The 22899-nt window shown below is 72.1% G+C and carries 22 protein-coding genes; 10 read left to right on the forward strand and 12 right to left on the reverse strand.

Annotation, left to right across the window (positions count from 1 at the left end; translation table 11 throughout):
• Positions 1-107 precede the first annotated feature (107 nt).
• The 5 genes from ACFXJ5_RS25095 to ACFXJ5_RS25115 all read left to right on the forward strand — a co-directional run bounded on the left by ACFXJ5_RS25095 (position 108) and on the right by ACFXJ5_RS25115 (position 3018).
• Positions 108-470 carry a DUF952 domain-containing protein gene (locus ACFXJ5_RS25095; protein ID WP_384635130.1) on the forward strand — a complete coding sequence of 121 codons (363 nt, stop codon included), beginning with the start codon at positions 108-110 and terminating at the stop codon, positions 468-470.
• An 89-nt stretch (positions 471-559) separates the two neighbouring features.
• On the forward strand, positions 560-1228 hold the full coding sequence (locus ACFXJ5_RS25100) for a hypothetical protein (RefSeq protein ID WP_384635133.1): 669 nt from the start codon (positions 560-562) through the stop codon (positions 1226-1228).
• Between the two features lie 19 nt (positions 1229-1247).
• Entirely contained in the window at positions 1248-1844 is a 597-nt protein-coding gene (locus ACFXJ5_RS25105) for a DUF6529 family protein (protein WP_384635135.1), read from the forward strand.
• Entirely contained in the window at positions 1841-2242 is a 402-nt protein-coding gene (locus tag ACFXJ5_RS25110; RefSeq protein WP_384635138.1) for a Rieske (2Fe-2S) protein, read from the forward strand. Before ACFXJ5_RS25105 ends, ACFXJ5_RS25110 begins: the two co-directional genes overlap by 4 nt.
• A 56-nt stretch (positions 2243-2298) precedes the next feature.
• The gene (locus tag ACFXJ5_RS25115) at positions 2299-3018 is read left to right on the forward strand and encodes a DNA polymerase beta superfamily protein (RefSeq protein WP_384635141.1); all 720 of its coding nucleotides are present in this window, start codon (positions 2299-2301) and stop codon (positions 3016-3018) included.
• On the opposite strand, the gene ACFXJ5_RS25120 is transcribed toward ACFXJ5_RS25115, so the two are convergent.
• The 10 genes from ACFXJ5_RS25120 to ACFXJ5_RS25165 all read right to left on the reverse strand — a co-directional run bounded on the left by ACFXJ5_RS25120 (position 2970) and on the right by ACFXJ5_RS25165 (position 14772).
• Positions 2970-3746, reverse strand: coding sequence for a DNA polymerase beta superfamily protein (locus tag ACFXJ5_RS25120; RefSeq protein ID WP_384635144.1), 777 nt, complete (start codon positions 3744-3746; stop codon positions 2970-2972). The genes ACFXJ5_RS25115 and ACFXJ5_RS25120 overlap by 49 nt on opposite strands.
• 81 nt (positions 3747-3827) lie before the next feature.
• The gene (locus ACFXJ5_RS25125) at positions 3828-4895 is read right to left on the reverse strand and encodes a pseudouridine synthase (protein WP_384635147.1); all 1068 of its coding nucleotides are present in this window, start codon (positions 4893-4895) and stop codon (positions 3828-3830) included.
• Positions 4895-5536 carry an SMC-Scp complex subunit ScpB gene (scpB, locus tag ACFXJ5_RS25130; RefSeq protein WP_384635150.1) on the reverse strand — a complete coding sequence of 214 codons (642 nt, stop codon included), beginning with the start codon at positions 5534-5536 and terminating at the stop codon, positions 4895-4897. The genes ACFXJ5_RS25125 and scpB overlap by 1 nt, the downstream gene beginning before the upstream one ends.
• Positions 5529-6563 carry a segregation and condensation protein A gene (locus tag ACFXJ5_RS25135; RefSeq protein WP_384635153.1) on the reverse strand — a complete coding sequence of 345 codons (1035 nt, stop codon included), beginning with the start codon at positions 6561-6563 and terminating at the stop codon, positions 5529-5531. Before ACFXJ5_RS25135 ends, scpB begins: the two co-directional genes overlap by 8 nt.
• 111 nt (positions 6564-6674) lie before the next feature.
• On the reverse strand, positions 6675-7283 hold the full coding sequence (locus ACFXJ5_RS25140) for a hypothetical protein (RefSeq protein ID WP_384635156.1): 609 nt from the start codon (positions 7281-7283) through the stop codon (positions 6675-6677).
• On the reverse strand, positions 7268-8227 hold the full coding sequence (locus ACFXJ5_RS25145) for a ParA family protein (protein ID WP_384635159.1): 960 nt from the start codon (positions 8225-8227) through the stop codon (positions 7268-7270). Before ACFXJ5_RS25145 ends, ACFXJ5_RS25140 begins: the two co-directional genes overlap by 16 nt.
• A 457-nt stretch (positions 8228-8684) precedes the next feature.
• Positions 8685-9800, reverse strand: a complete 1116-nt coding sequence (gene ald, locus ACFXJ5_RS25150) for an alanine dehydrogenase (RefSeq protein ID WP_384635162.1) — start codon at positions 9798-9800, stop codon at positions 8685-8687.
• 189 nt (positions 9801-9989) lie between these two features.
• Positions 9990-12059 carry an NB-ARC domain-containing protein gene (locus ACFXJ5_RS25155; protein WP_384635165.1) on the reverse strand — a complete coding sequence of 690 codons (2070 nt, stop codon included), beginning with the start codon at positions 12057-12059 and terminating at the stop codon, positions 9990-9992.
• Positions 12060-12411: 352 nt separating this feature from the next.
• Positions 12412-13038, reverse strand: coding sequence for an NUDIX domain-containing protein (locus ACFXJ5_RS25160; protein ID WP_384635168.1), 627 nt, complete (start codon positions 13036-13038; stop codon positions 12412-12414).
• A gap of 87 nt (positions 13039-13125) precedes the next feature.
• Complete coding sequence (locus tag ACFXJ5_RS25165) at positions 13126-14772, reverse strand: CTP synthase (RefSeq protein WP_384635171.1); 1647 nt, start codon at positions 14770-14772, stop codon at positions 13126-13128.
• 438 nt (positions 14773-15210) lie between these two features.
• Here ACFXJ5_RS25165 and ACFXJ5_RS25170 point away from each other — a divergent pair, with 438 nt between their 5' ends.
• Positions 15211-17022: a glycoside hydrolase family 15 protein gene (locus tag ACFXJ5_RS25170; RefSeq protein ID WP_384635173.1), complete on the forward strand. Its 1812-nt coding sequence runs from the start codon at positions 15211-15213 to the stop codon at positions 17020-17022.
• 24 nt (positions 17023-17046) lie between these two features.
• Here ACFXJ5_RS25170 and ACFXJ5_RS25175 read toward each other — a convergent pair whose 3' ends face one another.
• Both ACFXJ5_RS25175 and ACFXJ5_RS25180 read right to left on the reverse strand, forming a co-directional pair.
• Positions 17047-18186, reverse strand: a complete 1140-nt coding sequence (locus tag ACFXJ5_RS25175) for a glycosyltransferase family 4 protein (protein WP_384635176.1) — start codon at positions 18184-18186, stop codon at positions 17047-17049.
• A gap of 122 nt (positions 18187-18308) precedes the next feature.
• Entirely contained in the window at positions 18309-19106 is a 798-nt protein-coding gene (locus ACFXJ5_RS25180; protein ID WP_384635179.1) for a hypothetical protein, read from the reverse strand.
• 136 nt (positions 19107-19242) lie between these two features.
• Between ACFXJ5_RS25180 and ACFXJ5_RS25185 the strand changes: the two genes are divergently transcribed.
• From ACFXJ5_RS25185 to ACFXJ5_RS25200, 4 genes are read left to right on the forward strand one after another with little or no spacing between them, the layout of a single operon-like run.
• Complete coding sequence (locus ACFXJ5_RS25185; protein WP_384635182.1) at positions 19243-20148, forward strand: hypothetical protein; 906 nt, start codon at positions 19243-19245, stop codon at positions 20146-20148.
• An 18-nt stretch (positions 20149-20166) separates the two neighbouring features.
• A complete protein-coding gene (locus ACFXJ5_RS25190; RefSeq protein ID WP_384635185.1) occupies positions 20167-21414 on the forward strand; it encodes a hypothetical protein in 1248 nt (415 codons plus the stop codon).
• Positions 21411-21794 (forward strand): effector-associated constant component EACC1, encoded by a 384-nt coding sequence (locus tag ACFXJ5_RS25195; protein WP_384635188.1) that lies wholly within the window; start codon positions 21411-21413, stop codon positions 21792-21794. Before ACFXJ5_RS25190 ends, ACFXJ5_RS25195 begins: the two co-directional genes overlap by 4 nt.
• Positions 21794-22897, forward strand: a complete 1104-nt coding sequence (locus ACFXJ5_RS25200; protein ID WP_384635191.1) for a caspase domain-containing protein — start codon at positions 21794-21796, stop codon at positions 22895-22897. Before ACFXJ5_RS25195 ends, ACFXJ5_RS25200 begins: the two co-directional genes overlap by 1 nt.
• Positions 22898-22899: the final 2 nt, after the last annotated feature.

Raw genomic sequence — 22899 nt, forward strand, 5'->3', positions numbered from 1 at the left:
CTGCTCGTACGTGATTGAGCGTAGTCGCGGCCCGGCGGGCGCCGCTTCGCGGACCGCCCTGCGAGACGGGCCACATACGCACCCGGCGCTCCGGTACAACGGTGCGCATGATCTTCCATCTGGTGCCGCTGGACGACTGGCTGCGCGATCCGGACCGCCCCTACGCCCCGGCGTCGCTCGCCGAGGACGGCTTCGTCCACTGCTCCCCCGACGAGCCGACGACCCTGGCGGTCGCCAACGCCTTCTACCGCGACACCGTCGGTCCGCTGATGGCGCTCCTCATCGACGAGCAGGCCCTCGACACCGGCGTCGTCTGGGAAGCCGCCGACCCCGCCCCGCCTCCCGGAGTGCCCGGAGCCACGCGCTTTCCGCACATCTACGGCCGTATCAACCGCAGCGCCGTCGCGGGCATGATGGAGGTCCGCCGCGACGCCGACGGCCGCGCGGTGGCGCTCGCGCTGTGGTCGTAACCGCCGTTTCATGACGTTGCGCCCCTGGACGCGGCTTTCGCGATCCGCTTCCATGGTGGTGGCTTGACGCCGCCTCGGGGGAGGCCCCAATGAAGCGCTCCGGACCGCTCTACACACTTCTCGCCGGGCTGGCGCTCGCGGTGGTGATGCTTTCGCTCAACGCGACGACCGGTTCCGCCGGGGCTTCGTACGGGGAGACACCCCCGTCGGCCACCCCTTCGTCGCCCTCTCCTTCGGCCTCGCTGTCCCCCACCCCGAGCCCGAGCCCGTCCCCGAGCCCGTCCCCGCCACCGGACGCGGACTACGCGGGCCGTACGGCGGACGGGGTCGCGAGCGTGGCGATCGCCCTGCGTGGGGGGAAGGCGATCGCGTACGCCTGCGACGGCCGCAGCAAGGAGGCGTGGCTGCGCGGCGACGTGGGCGACGACGGCGCCGTGCGGCTCACCGGCGAGCACGGCGCGAAGCTGGAGGGCACGCTGGGCGACAACCACGGCCGGATCACCGGCACCGTCGAACTCACCGACCGCACCTGGAAGTTCACCGCCGCCAAGGCCGTCAAGCCGTCGGGGCTCTACCGCGCGACCGCCCGCGTGAGCGGAGCGAAGATCGACGGCGGCTGGATCGTGCTGCCGGGCGGCAAGCAGGTCGGCATCGTCGACCGCGACGGCGTGCCGTCCGCCGCGCCGTCCATCGACCCGGAGACCGGCGCCGTGACCATCGACGGCGTGCCGGTCACCGCGAAGCCCGTTGTCCCCTGAGCGCTGCGAGAGGTGCCCGATGAGCGTGGACCCGAACGCCCGCACCGCGTCCTTCCCGCCCCAGCCGCCGGGCCACCGGCGTACCTCACCCGCCGCCCGCTACCTCGTGCCCGCACTCGTCGCCGCCGCCGTAGCCGTCGGCCTCGGCACGTACGGCAGGCTCCACGATCCGGCCGGCACCGCCTTCAACCTCGCCGGTTTCTCCAGCACCGGCGCCGTGAAGTCGTGGCTCGCCAGCGCCGCCTTCGCCTTCGCCCTCGTCCAGCTCGGCTCCGCCCTCGCCATGTACGGCAAGGTGCCAGGCCTGCGCGCCCCCTCCTGGACGGGAGCCCTGCACCGCTGGTCCGGCCGCATCGCCTTTCTCCTGGCGGTCCCCGTCGCCGTCCACTGCCTCTACGCCCTCGGCTACCAGACGTACAGCACCCGCGTCATGTGGCACTCCCTCCTCGGCTGTTTCTTCTTCGGCGCCTTCACCGCCAAGATGCTGCTTCTGCGTGCCGAACGCCTCCCCAACTGGCTGCTGCCCGTCATCGGCGGCCTGGTCTTCACCGTGCTGACCGTGCTGTGGCTCACGTCCGCCCTGTGGTTCTTCCGCACGGTCGGGGTGACGACATGAAGCGCCGGGTCCTGCTGGCGGCGATGGCCGCACTGGCCGGCTGCGCCAAGTACGGCGGCGAGGGCGGCGGCACGGCACCGGCCTCGCCCGCGCAGCCCGCGTCCTCCGGCGGTGCCCCCCTCGCGAAAGCCGCCGACATCCCGGTGGGCGGCGGCACGGTCCTGGCCGACCGCAAGCTCGTCGTGACCCAGCCCACGAAGGGCCGGTTCAAGGCGTTCTCCGCCGTCTGCACCCACCAGGGCTGCACCGTCAAGGACGTCAACTCCGGGACCATCAACTGCCCCTGCCACGGCAGCAGATTCCGCATCACCGACGCCTCCGTCGCCGCCGGTCCCGCCCCTCGCCCACTGGCCGAGCAACCGATCACCGTCCAGGGCGGCGAGATCCTCCTCGCGTAGCGCACCACCGCAAAAGCAGGCGAGATCCTGGCCCGCCCACCCCTACGATCCGCCGTATGCACGCCCACGACCTCGTACGGCACCACACCGTCTACGCCTGCGTGATGGGCTCCCGCGCCTTCGGCCTGGCCACTGACGCCAGCGACATCGACCGACGCGGGGTCTATGTCGCGCCGACCCCGCTCTTCTGGGGCTTCGCCAAGCCCCCGACGCACGTGGACGGCCCCGCCGCCGAGCAGTTCAGCTGGGAGCTGGAACGCTTCTGCGAGCTCGCGCTTCGCGCCAACCCCAACGTCCTGGAATGCCTGCACTCCCCGCTCGTCGAGCACATCGACGCCACCGGTCGCGAACTCCTCGCCCTCCGCGACGCGTTCCTCTCCCGCCAGGTCCACGACACCTTCAGCCGCTACGCCGCCGCCCAGTTCGGCAAGCTCCGCACCGGGCCGCCCCGCTGGAAGCCCGCCATGCACCTCCTGCGGCTCCTCGCCAGCTCACGCGACCTGCTCCGCACCGGCCGGCTCCACATCGACGTCGGCGACCAACGAGAGCCCCTCCTCGCCGTCAAGCGCGGCGAAGTCCCCTGGCCCGAAGTCGAGGCCCGCATGATCCGCCTCAGCGACGAAGCCGACGCCGCCGCCCTCCGTACGCCCCTCCCCGCCGAGCCGGACCGGGCCCGCGTCGAAGACTTCCTGATACGCGTCCGGCACGCCTCAGCGGCCGCCGGCCTTCACGCGGCCACGCGGGTACGTACGACGAGGTCGTGGAGTGCGTCGTAGGCGGTGGCCTCGTCGGGGAGGCGGGAGGCTTGGTGGGCGTCGTCGAGGACGGTGTGGAGGGCGTCGATGTCGGCGCGGATGAGCTTGGCGTCGAGGTCCATGGCGAGGCTGTGCTCGGCGAGTGCCTTGTCCTGGATGAGCTCGCGGAGGTACGGGGGCGCGCCGACGTGCTCGACGAGGGTGGGCAGGTGGGCCTCGACGGAGCCGCTGCGCATGAGGTGGATGCCGGTGAGGAGGACGCGGAAGGTGTAGAGGAGGGGCTTGAGTTCGCCGGTCTTCTCGTAGAGCTCCCACTGGGTGCGGGCGAAGCCGCGGTAGTGGTGGGCGTGGTTGCGGGTGATCACGCCGGGGGCGAGGTCGACGAGCTGGGCGTGGACGCCGCTGGTGTGCACCACCAGCGGCGACAGCAGCTGCTCGAGGACGTAGCCGTTGCGCCGGAGCATGAGGCGGGCGAACTTGAGCAGATCGTGGGTGACGAGGTCGAGCTCGAGGCCGTCGCGGTCCCACATGCGGGTCTGGGTCTCCTCGCCCTCCCGCAGGCCGATGATGTCGGCGAGGGGGAGGAGGTGGACGCCCCGCAGGTCCACGTCCGAGTCGCGCGAGGGGAACCCGTACAGATGCGCACCGGAGACGGTGACGAACAGCATCGGGTGCCTCTGCTCGGCGAGGACCGGGCTCAGGTCGGGGAGCCCGGCCTCACGGAGGCGTTCGGCGTGGTGGGTGGTCATGGACGCCATCTTCTCCGGAATGGTGCCCGCGGAACCATGGGATTCCCGTTAAAGATCGAACGGTTTAGCTTGAAGATCCACTCAGAGTTCGACCTCGCGCATGAGCATGCCGACCTCGGTGTTGGTGAGGCGGCGCAGCCAGCCCGACTTCTGGTCGCCCAGCGGGATCGGGCCGAAGCTGGTCCGCACCAGCTTGTCGACCGGGAAGCCGGCCTCGGAGAGCATGCGGCGGACGATGTGCTTGCGGCCCTCGTGGAGGGTCACCTCGACGAGGTAGTTCTTGCCGGTGTTCTGCACGATCCGGAAGTGGTCGGCGCGGGCGTAGCCGTCCTCCAGCTCGATGCCGTCCTTGAGCCGCTTGCCGAGGTCGCGCGGGAGGGGGCCCTGGATCGCGGCGAGATAAGTCTTCTTGACGCCGTAGCGGGGGTGGGTGAGGCGGTGGGCCAGCTCGCCGTGGTTGGTGAGCAGGATGATGCCCTCGGTCTCGGTGTCGAGCCTGCCAACATGAAAAAGCCGGGTCTCGCGGTTGGTGACGTAGTCGCCGAGGCACTGGCGGCCGTCGGGGTCCTCCATGGTGGAGACGACACCGGCCGGCTTGTTGAGGGCGAAGAAGAGGTACGACTGCGTGGCGACGGTCAGCCCGTCCACCCTGACCTCGTCCTTGTCCGTCACCCGCAGGCCCTGCTCGGTGACGATCTTGCCGTTGACCTCGACCCGGTGCTGTTCGATCAGCTCCTCGCAGGCGCGACGCGAGCCCATACCGGCCCTGGCCAGCACCTTCTGCAGCCGTTCGCCCTCCTGCTCGGCGCCGGGGAAGGTCTTGGGCAGGTTGAGCTTCGGCTTGTCGTGGCGGGCGCGGTTGCGCTCCTCGATCTGGGCGTCCAGCTCGCGGGGGCGGGCGGGCACGGGCTTGCGGCCGCGGTTGCCGGTGGGCTTGGTGCTCGGCTTGGGGCGCGCGACGCCGCCGGGCTTGTTCGCGCCCGACTGGCCGGTGTCGCCGACGTCGTAGCGGCGCTCCTCGGGCCGGGGGGTGCCCTTGCGCTTCGGCCCGTCCTTCGAACCGCGCTTGGCGCCGCCACCGGTGCCGCCGGTGCCGCCCGCGCTCCGGGGCTTCCGGCCGTCGCCGCTGTTCCTGTCACTGCTTCGCATCAAGAATCCGTAATCGAGGTCGTGTCCGGTGCATCCGGGTCGAATGACGGAACCCCTTCGAGAGAGTCCGCCTCGACGGCGTCCACCTCCGGGAGGAAGGGCGCCAGCTCGGGCAGTTCGTCCAGGCCCCGCAGGCCCATCCGCTCCAGGAAGTAGTTCGTCGTCCTGTACAGGATCGCACCTGTCTCGGGTTCCGTCCCACCTTCCTCCACCAGACCCCGCTGCAGAAGGGTGCGCATGACCCCGTCACAGTTGACCCCGCGCACCGCCGAGACCCGCGACCGGCTCACCGGCTGGCGGTACGCGACCACCGCGAGGGTCTCCAGCGCGGCCTGGGTGAGCCGGGCCTGCTGGCCGTCCAGAACGAACTTCTCCACGGCCGGGGCGTACGCGGGCCGGGTGTAGAACCGCCAGCCGCCCGCGACGAGCCGCAGGTCGAAGCCGCGCTTGGCCACGGCGTACTCGTCGGCCAGCTCGCGCAGGGCGTCCGCGACGGCCCGGCGCGGCCGCTCCAGGACCTTGGCGAGGTGCTCCTCGGTGGCCGGCTCGTCGACGACCATGAGCACCGCCTCCAGGGCGGGTTTGAGGTCCAGCGCGCCCACGGCGGCGGAGAGCAGCCCCGAGGGGGCGTCGTCAGTCATCGTCCTTGCCGTCCTTCGTCACAGGCTTCACAGGCTGGTCGAACTCGTCCGTCACCAGCGGCCCCGTCTCGCTCTCGCCGCCCGTCCAGCGGACCAGGAGCGTACCGAGCGCCTCTTCCTGGTCCAGGGCCACCGCCTTCTCCCGGTACAGCTCCAGGAGGGCCAGGAAGCGCGCCACGACGGTCAGCGTGTCCGCCGCGTCGGCCGTCAGCTCCTGGAAGGTCGCGTGGCCGCGCTCCCGCAGCAGCGCGATCACATGCTCGCCCTGCTCCTGGACGCTCACCAGCGGCGCGTGGATGTGCTCCACGTAGACCTGCGGCTTCGGCTTCGGCTGCATCGCCTTCACCGCGAGCTGCGCGAACCGCTCCGGGCCCACGCTCAGTACGACCTCCGGCAGCAACTCGGCGTGCTGCGGCTCCAGGCCGACCGTGCGGGGGTGGTGCAGTGCCTCTGCCTCCAGGCGGTCCGCGAAGATCGCCGCGATCTGCTTGTACGCGCGGTACTGGAGGAGGCGGGCGAAGAGCAGGTCCCGCGCTTCGAGGAGGGCCAGGTCCTCCTCGTCCTCCACCTCGGCGGCGGGCAGCAGCCGGGCCGCCTTCAGGTCGAGGAGGGTCGCGGCGACGACGAGGAACTCCGTGGCCTGGTCGAGGTCCCAGTCCGCGCCCATGGCGCGGATGTGCACCATGAACTCGTCGGTCACCTTGGACAGGGCGACCTCGGTCACGTCCATCTTGTGCTTCGAGATCAGCTGCAGGAGAAGGTCGAACGGCCCCTCGAAGTTCGCCAGCCGCACGGTGAAGCGGCCGTTGGCGGCGTCAGTGGACTCCGGCCCGCCGCCGGGCAAAGCCGCCGCCGGGCCGGAGTCCTCGACGGGCTCAGCCGGCTCCGGGCCGGAGTCCTCGACGGGCTCAGCCGGCTCCGGGGGCGCCGGCGCTTCGGCTTCGGCCACGGGCGTGCCGCCGCCCCGGCCGAGGGGACGGCGACCGGCGACCGCGGCAGGCGGCGTGGAGTCGTGGGGAACGGTCATCTCGGGCAGATTACCCCGGTGCCGCCTCGGTGACCGCAGCCATCAACTGAGCAACCCCTGCGGCGGGCAACCCAGGCCGCGAGAGCGGCGCCGGTCAGGCGGAAAAAACAGCTAGCGGCCCCTGAGGCGGCGTACCAGGATGCTCGCGTCGCCTCGCGACTCCAGATCGGCGAGGACGACGGCGACGGCCTCCCGGACGATGCGGCCACGGTCGACCGCGAGCCCGTGCTCACCGCGCAGCACCAGGCGGGCGTGTTCGAGGTCCATGAGCTCCTCGGCGGAGACGTAGACCGTGATCTTCTCGTCGTGGCGCTCGCGGCCGCTGGGGCGGCGGTTGGGGCGCGACGACTTGCGGCGGGGCTGCTGCTGGGCCTGCGCGGCAGCCTGGGCGGGGTTGGGTGCCTGCGGCGCCGGGACGGGCTGCTGCGGGCGGCGGGGCGGGGCCACGACGGCCTGCTGCTCGGGCGGCGCCGTGCGGGCCGTGGCGGCGCCGTCGGTGCCCGCGTCGGCGTCACGGCCGCTGTGCTCGGCGCGTTCGCCGGCGTCGGCGTCCTCCTCCTCACCCGCGGCCGGCCCGGGCACGGCACGGAGCCGCTCGGCCGCCTCGGGGCCGGCCGCCTCGCCGTTGGCGTGCTGCCGCGGGGTGGAGGACTGCAACGCCCTCCCACCGGTGGTCCGGAACAGCTCGTCCGCCCCCGGGAGACTCACTCGGCGTGACACCGGGCGAGCACCTCCCTGGCGAGCTGACGATAGGCGGCGGCGCCGACCGAGTTGGAGGCGTACGTGGTGATCGGCTCACCGGCGACCGTGGTCTCCGGGAAGCGGACCGTACGTCCGATGACGGTGTGGAAGACGTGCTCGTCGAAGGCCTCGACGACCCGCGCCAGCACCTCGCGGCTGTGCACCGTGCGGGAGTCGTACATCGTGGCGAGGATGCCGTCGAGTTCGAGCTCGGGGTTGAGCCGCTCGCGCACCTTCTCGATGGTCTCCGTCAGCAGCGCGACCCCGCGAAGGGCGAAGAACTCGCACTCCAGCGGGACGATCACCGAGTGGGCGGCGGTCAGCGCGTTGACGGTGAGCAGGCCCAGCGACGGCTGACAGTCGATGACGATGTAGTCGTAGTCCGCCATCAGCGGCTTCAACGCCCGCTGCAGGGTGGACTCGCGGGCCACCTCGCTGACGAGTTGGACCTCGGCCGCCGACAAGTCGATATTGCTGGGCAGCAGGTCCATCCCCGGCACCGCGGTCTTCAGCAGCACGTCATCGGCGACCAGTCCCCGCTCCATGAGCAGGTTGTAGACCGTGATGTCGAGTTCCATCGGATTGACGCCGAGTCCGACCGAGAGCGCGCCCTGCGGGTCGAAGTCCACGAGCAGCACACGGCGGCCGTATTCGGCCAGCGCCGCACCGAGGTTGATGGTCGAAGTGGTCTTGCCGACCCCGCCCTTCTGGTTGCACATCGCGACGATCTTGGCCGGGCCGTGGTCGGTCAGCGGTCCGGGGATCGGGAAGTACGGGAGGGGGCGGCCGGTCGGGCCGACGCGCTCGCGTCGTTGGCGGGCGGCGTCAGGGGCGAGTGTGGCCGCGTATTCGGGATCGGGTTCGTATTCCGCGTCGGGGTCGTAGAACTGACCGTCCTGCAGATCGTCCTCGTATTGGGCCATGGCTTGTGGTGCTTGCGTCTCCGGGTTGGTGCCGGGCCGGCGGGCTTCGAATGTGCGTACGGCGACGGAGCCCACTGCTTCAAGCCGTGTGGGACCTTCGGCAGATACGGTCATTCCTGGTTGACCACCCCCGGGAGCAAATGTCGACTCGTTCACAAGTCGTCTTACCTCCTTGGTGACCAGGAAACATCTAGACACGTCAGCGTTGGAGCATGCCGACGGTTGGCGACTCTATGGCGTGTCGGTGGTTCACAGCAACACAATCCGCCGGACAAGGCCCGATGTGTCGGCAACCGAACACCCCTCTGTCAAGGGTGTAACGAGCTCATCACCGATGTTTCAACGGGGTACGAATCGGCAAAACAGTAATGTTCTACACCTACGGCCGGGTCTTGACGCTCAAGACCCGGCCGTAGGTATCGAATTGGCGACATGTTGACGCCAGGGGCGAAGTCGCTCAGGCGAGCAGCGACGCGATGTCGACCGTCTCGAGGCCGTGCGCCTCGGCCACCGGACCGTAAACGACCTGGCCCTCATGGGTGTTGAGGCCCTTGGCGAGGGCCGCGTCACGGCGCAGCGCGTCGCGCCAGCCGCGGTTGGCCACCTCGACGATGTACGGGAGCGTGGCGTTGGTCAGCGCGTAGGTCGAGGTGTTGGGCACCGCGCCGGGCATGTTGGCGACGCAGTAGAAGACCGAGTTGTGGACCTCGAAGGTCGGCTCGGCGTGCGTGGTCGGGCGGGAGTCCTCGAAGCAGCCGCCCTGGTCGATCGCGATGTCGACAAGGACAGAACCCGGCTTCATGCGGGAGACCAGCTCGTTGGTGACCAGCTTCGGGGCCTTGGCACCCGGGATCAGCACCGCGCCGATGACGAGGTCGGCGTCGAGGACGGCCTTCTCCAGCTCGAAGGCGTTGGAGACGATGGTGGTGACCTTCGTGCCGAAGACCTTGTCCGCCTCGCGCAGCTTGTTGATGTCGCGGTCGAGCAGCGTGACGTGGAAGCCCATGCCGACGGCGATCTGCGCGGCGTTCCAGCCGGAGACCCCGCCGCCGATGACGACGGCCTTGGCCGGGGCCACGCCCGGGACGCCGCCGGGGAGCACGCCGCGGCCGCCGGCCGAGCGCATCAGGTGGTAGGCGCCGACCTGCGGGGCGAGCCGGCCGGCCACCTCGGACATCGGGGCGAGCAGCGGCAGCGCGCGGTTGGCGAGCTCGACGGTCTCGTACGCGATGGCGGTGGTGCCGGACTCCAGCAGCGCGTCGGTGCACTCGCGGGAGGCGGCGAGGTGCAGGTAGGTGAAGAGTGTCTGGTCCTTGCGGAGCCGGTGGTACTCCTCCGCGATGGGCTCCTTGACCTTCAGCAGCAGGTCGGCGGTGGCCCAGACCTCGTCCGCGGTGCCGAGGATGGTCGCGCCGGCGCCGGTGTACTCCGCGTCCGGGATGGAGGAGCCGAGGCCGGCCCCCTGCTCCACGAAGACCTGGTGGCCGTTGCGGACGAGCTCGTGCACGCCGGCGGGGGTGATGGCCACGCGGAACTCGTTGTTCTTGACCTCGCGGGGGATGCCGACCTTCACGTGGATCACAGTCCTTGACTCAGGGGATGAATTGGGATGTTTCCGGACATCCCCGCAGATAGGAGGGTACGCCGGACCTGACCGCGATGTACCGCGACGAGACCAAGTGTAGTGAAGGGAGACTTCCTGTCCAGCCTTACAAAGTGACCAGTTTTCGCGAAGGCGTTAGCAGTTTCGTAGGTAGACGGCTCAGACGCCCTGGTCGCCGGGCACTTCGTCGGCCGGCAGGAGCCGCCTGGCGGCCGCCCTCTGCAGCCGGGCGCCCGCCGGGTCGCCGAGCCGTTCCAGGGTGTCCGCCATGCGCAGCAGCACCGCGCCCTCCAGTCGCTTCTCCCCCGCCTCCCGCGCCCAGTACAGGGCGTCCCGGCAGGTCCGCAGAGCCTCCTCCGGGTGGCCGGCGTACTCCTGCACCCGGGCCACCTCACTCATCGCCCGGGCCTGGGCCGGCAGGTCCCTGAGCCGGCGGTGGGCCGCCACCGCGGCCTTCCACTCGCGCAGCGCGGGACCGTACCGCCCGGCGTAGGTGTGCAGCGCGCCGAGCCGGCTGTGCAGCCGCGCCTGGTGTACGAGTTCGCCCCGGGTCTGCCGCAGGGCCAGCGCCCTGCCGTACCAGTCCGAGGCCCGCTGCGGGTCGTCCAGCTCCAGATACGTCCCGGCGATCGCCTCCAGGGCCCGGCCCTCCGCGTCGCCGTCGAAGCCCTCGCGGGCGGCGACCAGCGCGGCCCGGTAGCGGTCCAGGGCGTCCAGCGGGCGGGCACCCTCCGCGTCCAGGTCGCCGAGGTTGATCAGCGCGGCCGCCTTCTCGCGGTGCAGGCCGCGCCGCCCGGCCACGTCCAGGACCAGGGTGTGCAGCTGATAGCGCTCGGCCGTGGTGTCCCGGGCCTCCGGGTCGGCGGCCAGGGCCCGTACGAGACCGGCCACCAGCCGCCGGGCCAGCGTGTCCAGCTCGCCGTCCGCCACCGCGGTCCGTACGGCGGCGAGCAGCACCGGCAGCCGGACCCGCAGCCAGGTGCCGGCGGCGGCCTGGGAGGGGAAGCGCAGCGCGGGCGGGATCTCCTCGGTGGCGGGGGCGGTTCCGGTGGCGGGGGCCAGGGCCACCCGGCAGGCCTGCAGCAGTCGTACGGTCCGCTCCAGCATCCGGGCCTGGGCGAGCCGCAGCTCGCCGGGGCGGTCCAGGGTCTCCAGCAGCTCCCGCAGCATCGGCGCGAGGCAGCCCGGCACCCGGTGGTGCGTGGGCCCCGCCTCCAGCAGCCCGCAGCCGGTCAGGTCGTCCAGGGTCGACTGGGCCGCGCCCACCGAGCACCCGGCGAGCGCCGACGCGATCTGGGCGTCCACCAGCCCGGCCGGGGCCAGCGCCAGCAGCCGCAGCATGCGTGCCACCGGCTGCGCCAGCGCGCCGTACACCAGCCGGAAGGCGCGGGCCAGCGGATCCGACGACTCCTCGGGCACGGCGCGCAGCAGCCGCGTCGCGTCGGTGACCGACATCCTCGGCTGTGCGGCCAGCCAGGCCGCGATCAGTCGCAGCGCGGCGGGGTGGCCGCCGCACTCCTGGGCCAGCACCTCGGCGGCGCGCGGGTCATTGGTGATCCGTACCGGGCCGATCGACTGCGCCAGCAGATCCAGTGCGGCCGGTCCGTCCAGGCCGCCCAGCGTGCACGGCCGCACATCCGGCACCCCGGGAAGCGGTCCGTCCGACGTCGCCACCACCAGGCTGCCGGCGCCCTCGGGCAACAGGTCCAGCAGCTGCTGCGGCTCCGCCACGTCGTCCAGCACCAGGACGGCCCGGCGTCCTGCGAACGCCGTCCGCGCGGCGGCCTGCGCGTCGTCCCGCGCCTCCACGCCGACAGCCCGCAGCAGCGTCCGGGCGGCCTGCTCGGCGGTGTTGCCGTTGCCCAGGCGGACGAAGTACTGGCCGCCCGGGTACCGGTCCGCCACCTCCCGCGCCAACCGCACCGCCAGCGCCGTCCGCCCCGACCCCGGCCGCCCCGCCACCAGCAGCACCCGGCTTCCGGCGGTCGCCTGTCCCCGCAGCACGTCCAGGCCCGGCCGGTCGATGTCCGCCCTCAGCCCGTCGAGCTCCCTACGGCGCCCCACGAAGTACGGCGGATCCGGCAGCAGCGCGGCTTCGCCTGCGGCGGCCGCCGACTGCGGGGTTGACGTCGGCGCCGGCTCTGGCTCTGGCTCTGTGCTGGTCCCGGCCTCCCGCGGCTCGCCGGGTGCCGCCACCGCCGCATCGGCGTCCAGCACATGATCCGCCACGGGCCCACTCCCGTTCTGCTGCGCACGACCCCGCCGCCCCTGCGTACGGGGAACGCCCCGAGCCTAATTCACGCCCCCCGCCCTCTTCCGGCCACCGACGCGCCTGATCCGGCCGAGTATCACCCCATCGGATCAACGGACCAGCCTATTTTCAGCGCGCCGTGCCCGCGCCGGACTCCGTCCGCCATGCCGGTGCTGCCGCCCGGGGGCTGGCGTCTTCCCCCGCCCCGCCCCTTCCCGAAACCAGGGGGCAAGCCCCCTGGACCCCCGAACGCCCTTCGGGCGTGTCCTCAAACGCCGGACGGGCTGCATTCCCGGCCACGGACCCGCACCCGACAACGCACGTCCGGCCCTATGCCCGGAAGGGCCTCGCGGGCCAGGGGGCGTCCGCCGGACGGAGGGCCTGCACGCCACCGTCGACCGCAAGCGCGGCCTGCAGGGACAGGATGCCGACAACCAGGCAGTTGTTGTGCAGCTCGCCCGCGAGGGCGCCGCGCACGAGGTCGGCCAAGGGCACGCGGGCGTACTCCATGTCGGCCTCTTCCTCGGAGACCTCGAAGCGTTCGCCCTCGACGTCGGAGATGCCCCGGGCGAGGAAGATGCGGACGGCCTCGTCGCAGCCGCCCGGGGTGGTGTAGACGTCGACGAGGACGCGCCAGTCCTCGGCCTTGACGTGTGCTTCCTCGTAGAGCTCCCGCTGGGCGGCGCCGAGCGGATTCTCGCCGGGGACGTCGAGCAGGCCGGCCGGGATCTCCCAGAGCTTCATGCGCACCGGGTGCCGGTACTGGCGGAGGACGAGGACGCGCCCGTCCTCGTCGAGGGCGAGCACGGCCACGGAACCGGGGTGGACCTGGTAGTCGCGGCGGACCACGGAGCCGTCGGGCATGACGACATCATCCGTACGGACACTGGTCTTGTTGCCGACGAACGGCGTGGCGGTCGCGGTGACCTGCCATTCCTCGGGGATGTCGTGGATCATGATGCCCTCCGTGAACGTGCGTACGGAACGAGAAAACGGTGCCGGTGCGCGCCCCCGCCGGGAGGGCCCGCACCGGCACCGTATCGATCATGCCTGCTGACGCTTGACCGCGGCCGCGACGAGGCCCGCGAAGAGCGGGTGCGGGCGGGTCGGGCGGGACTTCAGCTCGGGGTGCGCCTGGGTGGCGACGAGGTACGGATGCACGTCGCGCGGGTACTCGACGTACTCGACGAGCTTGTTGTCGGGCGAGGTGCCCGAGAAGAGGATGCCCGCCTTCTGCTCCAGCTCGCTGCGGTAGGCGTTGTTGACCTCGTAGCGGTGGCGGTGGCGCTCCTCGACGTACGGCTGGTCGCCGTAGACCTCGCGCACGATGGATCCCTCGGCGAGCTTCGCCGGGTAGGTGCCGAGCCGCATGGTGCCGCCCAGGTCGCCCTGGCCGGCGACGATGTCGAGCTGCTCGGCCATGGTGGAGATCACGGGGTGGGCGGTCGCGGGGTCGAACTCGGTCGAGTTCGCGTCGGCGATGCCGGCCAGGGAGCGCGCGGCCTCGATGACGACGCACTGCAGGCCCAGGCAGAGACCGAGCAGCGGGATCTTGTTCTCGCGGGCGTACGTGATGGCCGCGACCTTGCCCTCGATGCCTCGGTCGCCGAAGCCGCCGGGCACGCATACCGCGTCGACGTCGCCGAGGAGGCGGGCGGCGCCGGCCGGGGTCCGGCAGTCGTCGGACGTGACCCACTTGATCTTGACGCTGGCCTTGTTGGCGAAGCCGCCGGCGCGCAGCGCCTCGGTCACCGACAGGTAGGCGTCGGGCAGGTCGATGTACTTGCCGACCAGGGCGACCGTGACCTCGTGGTCCGGCCGGTGGACGCGGCCGAGCAGGTCGTCCCACTGGGTCCAGTCCACATCGCGGAACGGCAGGTTCAGCCGGCGGACGACGTAGGCGTCCAGGCCCTCGGTGTGCAGCACCTTGGGGATGTCGTAGATCGACTTGGCGTCGATGGCGGCGACCACCGCCTCCTCGTCCACGTCGCACATCAGCGAGATCTTGCGCTTGATGGAGGCCGGCACCTCGCGGTCGGCCCGCAGCACGATCGCGTCCGGCTGGATACCGATGCTGCGCAGCGCCGCGACCGAGTGCTGGGTGGGCTTGGTCTTCAGCTCGCCGGAGGGGCCGATGTACGGCAGCAGCGAGATGTGCACGACGAAGACGTTGTCGCGGCCGACCTCGTGCCGGACCTGGCGTACGGACTCCAGGAAGGGCAGCGACTCGATGTCGCCGACGGTGCCGCCGACCTCGGTGATGACCACGTCGACGTCGCCGGCCGCCATGCGCCGGATGCGGGACTTGATCTCGTTGGTGATGTGCGGGATGACCTGCACGGTGTCACCCAGGTACTCGCCGCGCCGCTCCTTGGCGATGACCGTCGAGTAGACCTGGCCGGTGGTGACGTTCGCAGAGCCGTCCAAGTCAACGTCAAGGAAGCGCTCGTAGTGTCCGATGTCCAGATCGGTCTCGGCGCCGTCGTCGGTGACGAAGACCTCACCGTGCTGGAAGGGGTTCATCGTGCCCGGGTCCACGTTGAGGTACGGGTCGAGCTTCTGCATGGTGACGCGCAGGCCACGGGCCTTGAGCAGAGCCCCCAGGCTGGAGGCGGTCAGCCCCTTGCCGAGCGAGGAGGCGACACCCCCGGTGACGAAGATGTGCTTGGTCGTCGTGGATTTCGGCGGCATGGCCAAGAGGGGGCTCCCGTGGTCGCGAGGTGAGGGTCGGGGCGGCACCATGGTTTCAGGGGAGGCGCCACCGCGGCGGTTCAGTGGTTCAGCCCACCGGCCCACGGGCTACCAGGGTATCAGCGACCGGGGACCCCCGCGTCCGGTACCTCCTCCCGACGCCCGGAGGAAACCGTCAGTAAATTTTGCCGCTACCGGGAAGCGGAATTTTCCGGCTACCAGGAGACTCGTACGACAAAATGCACCCGACCGGCCCATCGGCTTCGGTCGTCGCTTCCACACCCCCCGCATCCACGTCGTATCCTGCTCGGACACATCGATTCGATGCGAGTCGGCCGGCACGGCACCACCCCGCCCGCTCCCGGACAAGAGCTCATCGAAATCCCCAGACCGCTTGTCGCCCCCAGGGGCGACGCCGTCGTTCGACTGGAGATACACGTGGCCGGGCGTATCGAGGATTACGCACTCATCGGCGATATGCAGACCGCCGCCTTGGTCTGCCGGGACGGCACGGTCGATTGGCTGTGCCTGCCGCGCTTCGACTCACCCGCGGTCTTCGCCGGCCTGCTCGGCACCGAGGACCACGGGTTCTGGCGGCTTGGCCCCGCCCATGCCGCCGGCACCGAGCCGCCCGCAGCGGTCCGGCGTCGCTACCGGGGGGATTCCCTGGTGCTCGAATCGGAGTGGGACACCCCGCGCGGGACCGTCCGCATCATCGACTTCATGCCCCCGCGTGACGGCGCGCCCCAGCTGATCCGGATCGTCGAGGGCGTCAGCGGCCGGGTCCCGATGCACTCCGCGCTGCGGATGCGCTTCTCGTACGGCCAGGTCACGCCCTGGGTGCACAAGGTCGGCGACCGCACGGTGGCCGTCGCCGGGCCGGACTCGGTCTGGCTGGACACCGAGTGCGACACGTACGGCAAGGACCTGACGACGTACTCGGACTTCACCGTGGCCCCGGGCGACCGCATCGCCTTCACCATCAGCTGGGAGCCTTCGCACAAGCAGCCCCCGGCGCTCCCCGAGCCCGAGAACGGCCTGGAGAGCACCGAGACCTTCTGGCGCGAGTGGGTCGAGCAGTGCACGTACCACGGCCCCTACCGGGACGCGGTGGTCCGCTCACTCATCACCCTCAAGGCCCTGACGTACGGCCCCACCGGCGGCATCGTCGCCGCCCCGACCACCTCCCTCCCGGAGGACATCGGGGGCGTACGCAACTGGGACTACCGCTTCACCTGGCTGCGGGACGCCGCCATCACGCTGTCCTCGCTGCTGCGCACCGGCTACCGGGACGAGGCGCGGGCGTGGCGCGAGTGGCTGCTGCGGGCCGTCGCGGGCGACCCCGAGAACCTGCAGATCATGTACGGCATCGCCGGTGAGCGCGAGCTGGGCGAGACCGAGCTCGACTGGCTGCCCGGCTACGAGGGCTCCACGCCGGTCCGGGTCGGCAACGGCGCGGCGCACCAGCTCCAGCTCGACGTCTACGGCGAGGTCACCGAGGCCCTGCACCTGGCCCACATGACCGGCCTGGCCCGCAACGACTACGCGAGCCTGCTCCAGCTCAAGCTGATCCGCTACCTGGAGCAGCACTGGGACGAGCCCGACGAGGGCATCTGGGAGGTCCGCGGCCCCCGCCGGCACTTCGTCCACTCCAAGGTCATGGCCTGGGTCGCCGTCGACCGCACGGTCAAGCTGATCGAGTCGGGCGAGGCCGACGGGCCCCTGGACCGCTGGCGCGAGCTGCGTGACGAGATTCACTGGGACGTCTGCGAGAAGGGTTACGACAAGGAGCGCAACACCTTCACCCAGTCGTACGGCTCCCGCGAGCTGGACGCCTCGCTGCTCCTCATCCCCCAGGTCGGCTTCCTCCCGCCCGACGACAAGCGCGTCATCGGCACCATCGAGGCCATCCAGCGCGAGCTGTCGACGGAGGACGGCTTCGTGCTGCGCTACCCGACCGACGGCGGCGGCGAAGGCGGCGAGAACCTCGACGGTCTGCCCGGCGACGAGGGCGCCTTCCTGGCGTGCTCCTTCTGGCTCGCGGACGACCTGGCGATGATCGGGCGGGTCGACGAGGCACGCCGGCTCTTCGAGAAGCTGCTGTCCCTGCGCAATGACCTGGGTCTGCTGGCCGAGGAATGGGACCCGCGTCTGCAGCGGCAGGTCGGCAACTTCCCGCAGGCCTTCAGTCACGTGCCGCTCATCGACACCGCGCTGCGGCTGACGGCGAGCGGGGCGTACGGCGGCTGATCAGGGCTGACCGCGGCGGGCCGCTCAGCGGTGGCCCGCCGCCAACTCGTCGTAGATGCTGAGCACCTGGGCGACCGTGTCGTCCTCGGTCGGCCAGGTGGCCGCCTGGGCCCGCCCAGCGGCGGCGAGTTCGGCGCGGCGGGCCGGGTCGGCGAGCAGCCGGGCGACCGCTTCGGCCAGCGCCCCGGCATCGCCGTACGGGACCAACTCCCCCGCCTCACCGATCAGTTCGGGCGTCCCGCCGACCGCCGTGGCCACCAGCGGCACCCCGGCGTGCAGGGCCTCCTGGGCGATCAGCGCCCGGGCCTCCCAACGGCTGGGCAGCACCACGGCGTCGGCCGCCGCGAGCAGCTCGGGGATGTCATCGCGTCGGCCCAGCAGCCGCACCGGCAGCCGGTCGGCGTCGATCCGCCGTTGCAGTGCCGCCCGCTGCGAGCCCTCGCCCGCGACGACCAGCAGAGGGCGCGGCTCCAGCGCGCACCAGCCACGGGCGGCCTCCAGCAGCGTGTCGTACCCCTTGTGCGGCTCCAGCCGGCCCACCGCCAGCAGCAACGGCCGGTCCACGGCGCCGAATTCGGCCCGGGTCTTCTGCCGCCGCAGCTCCGTGTCCACCGCCGGCTCCGGGGGCAGCGGCGCCCGTACCGGAGCGGGTACGGCGACCGGCGCGAGCCGTGCGTCGCGGGCGCCCACCGTCCGGGCCCGGTCGACCAGATCGGAGGAGGCGCCCAGCACCACGTCGGCCGCGCGCGAGACGCGCCGTTCCAGAAGCGCGAGCAGCCGCGCCCGGGCGCCGTCCGCGAGCACCGCGCTGTGCCAGGTCACGACCAGCGGGGTACGGCGGCCGCCCAGTGCCAGCGAGGCCAGCAGGCCTGCCCGGAGCCCGTGTGCGTGGACGACGTCAGCGCCGGAGCAAGCCGCCCGCAGGGCCGTCACCACCGCCGCGTCGGCCCTGGTGGTCCGCCGGGCGATCTCCACCGGCGCGAACCGGGCGCCCACTCCCGCGAAGCCGTAGTTCCCGTCCGCCGCCGACGGGCCGCACACCGTCACCGTCACACCGCGCGCGACCAGGCCACGGGCCAGCGAGGACACATGCGCACCCGCCGTCTCACCCAGCACATGGACGGCGTGCAGCTGTCCACGCAACGGGGTCGGTGTGCTGCTCACTCGGGGTCGGGCTCCTGACACGGCGTCGTACGAAGGGCGTTGTCTCGGACTTCAAGGATGCCAGGCCGCCACGGCATCCCGGCAACGACCGCGGTGCCTCACGCGGTCGCGCGTGCGCGGGATCACCCGTACGAGTCACGCCGACCGTAGGCGTCGACACTCCTTACACCCGGGGCGCCCCACAGGGCCTGGCTGTAGCTCACCTTGTCACCCACCGCCGCAAGCGCCACCAGGACCGCGGCGTGCACCGCCGGCCCGGCCCGGCCGTTCGCAGCCCTCGACGCGACCGCAGCCACGCCGAGGGCTGCGCCCAGCGCGTGCGCCCCGGCGTCGCCCAGCATCGTGCGCTCGTCCAGGTCGTCCGCCAGTACGGCTGCCGCTGCCGCCACCGGGACAGCCGCCGAGGCGCCCATCGCGCCGCCGACGGCGATCACCACCTTCGCCGCCCGCCCCGGCCGGACGTCGACGAGGTTGACCAGATGCGCCGTTCCCGCGATCACGACTCCCGCCAGCACCTTGTCCAGGGGGCGCCGCTTCATCACCGCGCCCGCCGCCAGGCCCGCCGCGCCGATCCCGAGCAACTTCACCGCGCCCGAGGTGACCTCGCCCCGGCGCAGCGCCCCGAGGTGCGCGCGGAAGCCCCGCTGCCCGGCCCGGCCACGCTGGTCGTCGTACGCCCCGCAGGCGGCGGCCACCGCCGTCACCACGGCGCCGGCCACCCGCACCCGGGCCGGCGCACCGGGCGCCAGCGCCGTTCCCACGGCGGCCCCGGCCGCCGCGGCGAGGCCGCCGTACAGCTCCAACTGCCGCCCCGCGTAGTTCTTCCGCTCCCACCGGGCCGCCCCGCCCGGCGGGCTGTGCCGCAGCACGGCGTACGCCGCCCGGGTCACCGCTGCCGCTCCCGCCGCCTGCCTGATCATCCGGACACCCTAACGCCAGGGTGCGTAAGAGGAATTCGTCGGCAATTGTGACGAAGATGCAGACCGGCGCCGAATGCGTCTGCCATGCTGCCGAATGACGGAATGTCAGGGGGACTGACATGGAGGGGTGTTCGTCATGAGTCACGTTGAGTATGCCGGTCTGCCCGGTTGGAGAGGCGGCGACGCAAACGCCGCCTACCTCGACAAAAATCTTCGGCACACGCCGATCGAGCTGTCTCTGGACGACTCGGTGAGCTGGCGCTCACTGGTCCAGCTCTTCGTGTTCGCGATACTCGCGTCCATTCTGGCTTTCCTGCCCTTCTTCTTCCTCGGCCTGCTCTTCGCGGTCGCCGGAAGCGGCGCCGGATTCGGTGTGATGATCGTCCTGGCGTATCTCGCCTCGGGCGTCGCCTTCTGGGTGACGCTGCTGGGGATGCGACTGGCCGAGCCGATCGCCGAATGGCGGGTCCTGCTGACGGACCGCAAGGGATCGAAGGACTCGTCGTACGTCACCATCGCCGGCACCCTGCAGCGGCGCGAGATCCCGATCTCCAGCGCCGAACGGCTCATTCCCACCGGCCTGGGGGCCGACCAGGCCAAGAACCGGCTGGTCCTGACAGAGGGCCACTGCCAGGCGTACGTCTCGGTGTTCAGCTACGGCACCAGCCTCTACCTGGGCTGGCAGATGTGGCGTTCACGGCGCGGATACGCGCTGATCGGCCAGTTCGTCACCGACCTGTTCGCGTCCATCATGGGCCGCAGCGGGCCGGAGCGGACGATGATGCGCACCGAGGGTGTGCGGGCCATGCGGGAAGCGGTGCACGCCGCCTGCCGTGAGGGCCTGGCGACAGCCGTCGACGGCATCGACGTACCGGTGACGTACGCCTTCCCGCAGGGGCTGCCGCCGATCGGGCGCGAGGACAGCAAGGCGGCCCCGGTGCCGGGCTTCGGTACCCCGGTGGTACCGGCCCAGGCGGCTGCCTGGGGGCCGGGCGGCGCACCGCCGACGCCGCCGCAGGCCGACGGACCGCAGCAGCACTGAGGCCGAGGGAGCAGGCTCATGACCGGGTCCGCTGCCGGCGGTGTGCTCGTCCGCGGCGATTCCGGTGGGGACAGCTGGGCGTACGTCGCCTTCCGGCTGTCCCCGAGCCGCGCGGCCGAGGGCTACTACCCGGAGCTGTCGCAGGAGCGGCGCCGGGCCGCGACGGCCGCCGCGGAGCGGGACTGGCTGGCCGCGCTGTGGACGGACCGGCTGCCGGTCCGCTGGGAGCTGCGCCATCTCAACGATCCGGCGGACGGCCGGATCACGTCCGTCCTGTTCGCCCAGGTGCTCGGAGCGGATCCGGTGGCTGCCGAGCGGGCCGCCGAGGAGCTGTGCGGGGTGCTGGGCCGGCCGCCGGGCCACGCGGTGGCCGACCGGGTCACCGACAGCGCGGAGATCGAACGGCTGCTCACCCCGTTCACCCCGCGCCCGGGGGGCATCGCCGAGATACGCAAGCTGATCGAGCACCGCCGGCTGACCCGGGCCTGGCACAACGAGCGCTACGGGATCGCCGTGGCCCGGCTGGACGCCCAGGACCCCTCGTGGGAGGCGGTATGGACGCAGCTGGCCCGGTATCCCCGGCGGGCGGTGGTGAGCGTGTGCCTGGAACCCTGCGTCGCCCCCGCCAGGCTGAGCGAAGCGCTGACCTACCGGGCGCAGGCCTTCGGGGTGCTCGCGGCGCCGGGGCCGCCGGACCCGTTGTTCGGGCACCCCGTGCCGGGCGACCCGTTCGCCGCGTACGCCGAGCAGCTCTACCTGGCGGGCGCCGAGCGTTACCGGGGCCCCGGCCCGCTGCACCGCATCCGCGTCTCCGTGGCGACCGAGGGGCCGGAGCCCGTGCCGCCCGCCCTGACCGAGCCGCTGGCCCGCACCCTGTCCCCGACGGGCGGGGCGGTGGTCCGCGTACCCCGGGATTCCGCGGAGTGGCAGGCGGCCTGCGCCAACCTGCTGGGCATCAACCGCCTGTGGCAGGAGGAGACGTACTGGCAGGAGGTCCCCGAGCAGTTGCGGGACCCCGCAGCACCCCAACGCTGGCTGAGCGATCCCGGCCTCGTGGCCTCGCTGAGCGATCTGGTCGACGCCGACGAGGCCTCGGCCGCCTTCCGGCTGCCGCACGAGGAGCCGGGCGGCACCGAGCTGTTCGCCTACCGGCGGCGGGCCTCGGACGGGCCGCCGGCGGTTCCGGTGCCGCGTCCTGCCGAGGAGGACGTCCGTACCGGCTGGGAGAACTTCCAGGACGACGACACAGGAGAAATACGAGCATGACCGGGAAAGCCCTGTCCTTCACCTTCGCGGGAACACCTGCCGAGGCCGACGCGCTCAGCAGGGATCTGGCCGCGTGGATCAACAGCACCGGCCCGCTGCGGGGGACGGCAGGGCTGCGGACGGCACCGCCGCGCCCCGGCGAACAGGGCGACCTGGCCATGGCGGTCGACATCGCCAACGCCTCGGCCGCGCTGGTCGCCGCGATCACCAACGCGTTCTATCTGTGGCTTGAGCAGCGTTCCGCCGGCCGGCGCATCGAGTTCGAGGCGACCCGCCCCGACGGAGCCCGGATCAGCGGCTCGGCGGGTGGGCCGGAGGCGGCGTCCGCGCTGGTGGAACAGCTGTCCAGGTTCGCGTCGCCGCCCCAGAACCCGACGTGATGAGGTGGGCCGTCCGGCTGCCGGAGCCCGACGCCTGCCGAGTGCTGGTGGTCGGTACGGCCGTGCACGTCCCGCCGAGCCGGCTGCCCCCGCTGCCGCAGGCCACCGACTCGGCCGAGGCCTTCGCCGCCGCCCTGACCGGTGAAGACGGGCTGTTCGACCCCCGGCAGGTCCGGCTCGTACGCGACCCGGTCACGCAGCGGGACGTCCTCGACCCGCTCCGGGACCTCGCGGGTGACCCGCAGGCCAGGCTGCTGCTCTTCTACTTCGCCGGGCACGGGCTGCTCGGGCGCGACGACCGGCTCTGCCTGGCCCTCAAGGTCTCCGCCGAGGCGCAGGGCGGCGGCGATCCGGCGCAGTCCCTGCCCTTCGCCGAGGTCGCGCACCTGATGGACGAGTCCCCGGCGGCGCACAAGGTGGCGGTCCTTGACTGCTGCTTCTCGGGCCGGGCCCTGAACACGCCGGGCGGCATCCACCTGCTCACCGCGTGCGGCCCCACGGAGAAGGCGCTGTTCGACCCGGCATCGCACTTCACCGGCTTCACCGGCGAGCTGCTGCGGCTCCTGGACGAGGGTATCCCCGACGGCCCCGAACACCTCGACCTGGCCACCGTCCACCGGCGGCTGTCCGTCGTGCTGCCCACCACCCCCGCGCCCTCCGCAGGACTTCTCCCGGGGTTCCTCCCCGTCCCGCACCAGCGGTCGGTGGACGACAGCGCAGACCTCGCGCTGGCCCCCAACCGGGCGTTCGGCACCGCCTGCGGCAGGGCCGGACTCCGTTCCCGGGCCCGCTTCGCCCAGCGGCTGAAGCGCCTGACCGAGCCCTCCCCCACCATGCCCGTCCCGGACCCCGTACGGTCCGCGCAGCTGGCCCGGCTCCTCGCGGCCCTCGCCGAGGACGCCGTGGAGGCCCTGGGCCCGGCCGACGAGTTCAGCGTCCAGGTGCGCCTGAACCACGCGGCGGCCACCGGCATCGCGGGCCGTCCGGCGCGGGCGGTGCTTCTGCTGGCGGACCTGCTCGACGACCTGAAGGGGCTGCCGGACTCTGACGCGGCCCTGGCCCGGATTCGTACCGCGCACGCCTACTGGAGCCGCGAGAGCTGACG

This window comes from Streptomyces sp. NPDC059373 (genome assembly GCF_042751495.1).
Classification (GTDB): domain Bacteria; phylum Actinomycetota; class Actinomycetes; order Streptomycetales; family Streptomycetaceae; genus Actinacidiphila.

Excerpts from the sequence above, each read along its gene's own strand:
- ACFXJ5_RS25110 (WP_384635138.1), top strand. The coding sequence starts at position 1,841 with ATGAAGCGCCGGGTCCTGCTGGCGGCGATGGCCGCACTGGCCGGCTGC.
- ACFXJ5_RS25120 (WP_384635144.1), bottom strand. The coding sequence starts at position 3,746 with ATGACCACCCACCACGCCGAACGCCTCCGTGAGGCCGGGCTCCCCGAC.
- ACFXJ5_RS25165 (WP_384635171.1), bottom strand. The coding sequence starts at position 14,772 with ATGCCGCCGAAATCCACGACGACCAAGCACATCTTCGTCACCGGGGGT.
- ACFXJ5_RS25190 (WP_384635185.1), top strand. The coding sequence starts at position 20,167 with ATGACCGGGTCCGCTGCCGGCGGTGTGCTCGTCCGCGGCGATTCCGGT.
- ACFXJ5_RS25180 (WP_384635179.1), bottom strand. The coding sequence starts at position 19,106 with ATGATCAGGCAGGCGGCGGGAGCGGCAGCGGTGACCCGGGCGGCGTAC.
- ACFXJ5_RS25100 (WP_384635133.1), top strand. The coding sequence starts at position 560 with ATGAAGCGCTCCGGACCGCTCTACACACTTCTCGCCGGGCTGGCGCTC.
- ACFXJ5_RS25145 (WP_384635159.1), bottom strand. The coding sequence starts at position 8,227 with ATGGCCCAATACGAGGACGATCTGCAGGACGGTCAGTTCTACGACCCC.
- ACFXJ5_RS25195 (WP_384635188.1), top strand. The coding sequence starts at position 21,411 with ATGACCGGGAAAGCCCTGTCCTTCACCTTCGCGGGAACACCTGCCGAG.
- scpB (WP_384635150.1), bottom strand. The coding sequence starts at position 5,536 with ATGACTGACGACGCCCCCTCGGGGCTGCTCTCCGCCGCCGTGGGCGCG.
- ACFXJ5_RS25135 (WP_384635153.1), bottom strand. The coding sequence starts at position 6,563 with ATGACCGTTCCCCACGACTCCACGCCGCCTGCCGCGGTCGCCGGTCGC.
- ACFXJ5_RS25095 (WP_384635130.1), top strand. The coding sequence starts at position 108 with ATGATCTTCCATCTGGTGCCGCTGGACGACTGGCTGCGCGATCCGGAC.
- ACFXJ5_RS25185 (WP_384635182.1), top strand. The coding sequence starts at position 19,243 with ATGAGTCACGTTGAGTATGCCGGTCTGCCCGGTTGGAGAGGCGGCGAC.
- ACFXJ5_RS25125 (WP_384635147.1), bottom strand. The coding sequence starts at position 4,895 with ATGCGAAGCAGTGACAGGAACAGCGGCGACGGCCGGAAGCCCCGGAGC.
- ACFXJ5_RS25160 (WP_384635168.1), bottom strand. The coding sequence starts at position 13,038 with ATGATCCACGACATCCCCGAGGAATGGCAGGTCACCGCGACCGCCACG.
- ACFXJ5_RS25200 (WP_384635191.1), top strand. The coding sequence starts at position 21,794 with ATGAGGTGGGCCGTCCGGCTGCCGGAGCCCGACGCCTGCCGAGTGCTG.
- ACFXJ5_RS25115 (WP_384635141.1), top strand. The coding sequence starts at position 2,299 with ATGCACGCCCACGACCTCGTACGGCACCACACCGTCTACGCCTGCGTG.
- ACFXJ5_RS25105 (WP_384635135.1), top strand. The coding sequence starts at position 1,248 with ATGAGCGTGGACCCGAACGCCCGCACCGCGTCCTTCCCGCCCCAGCCG.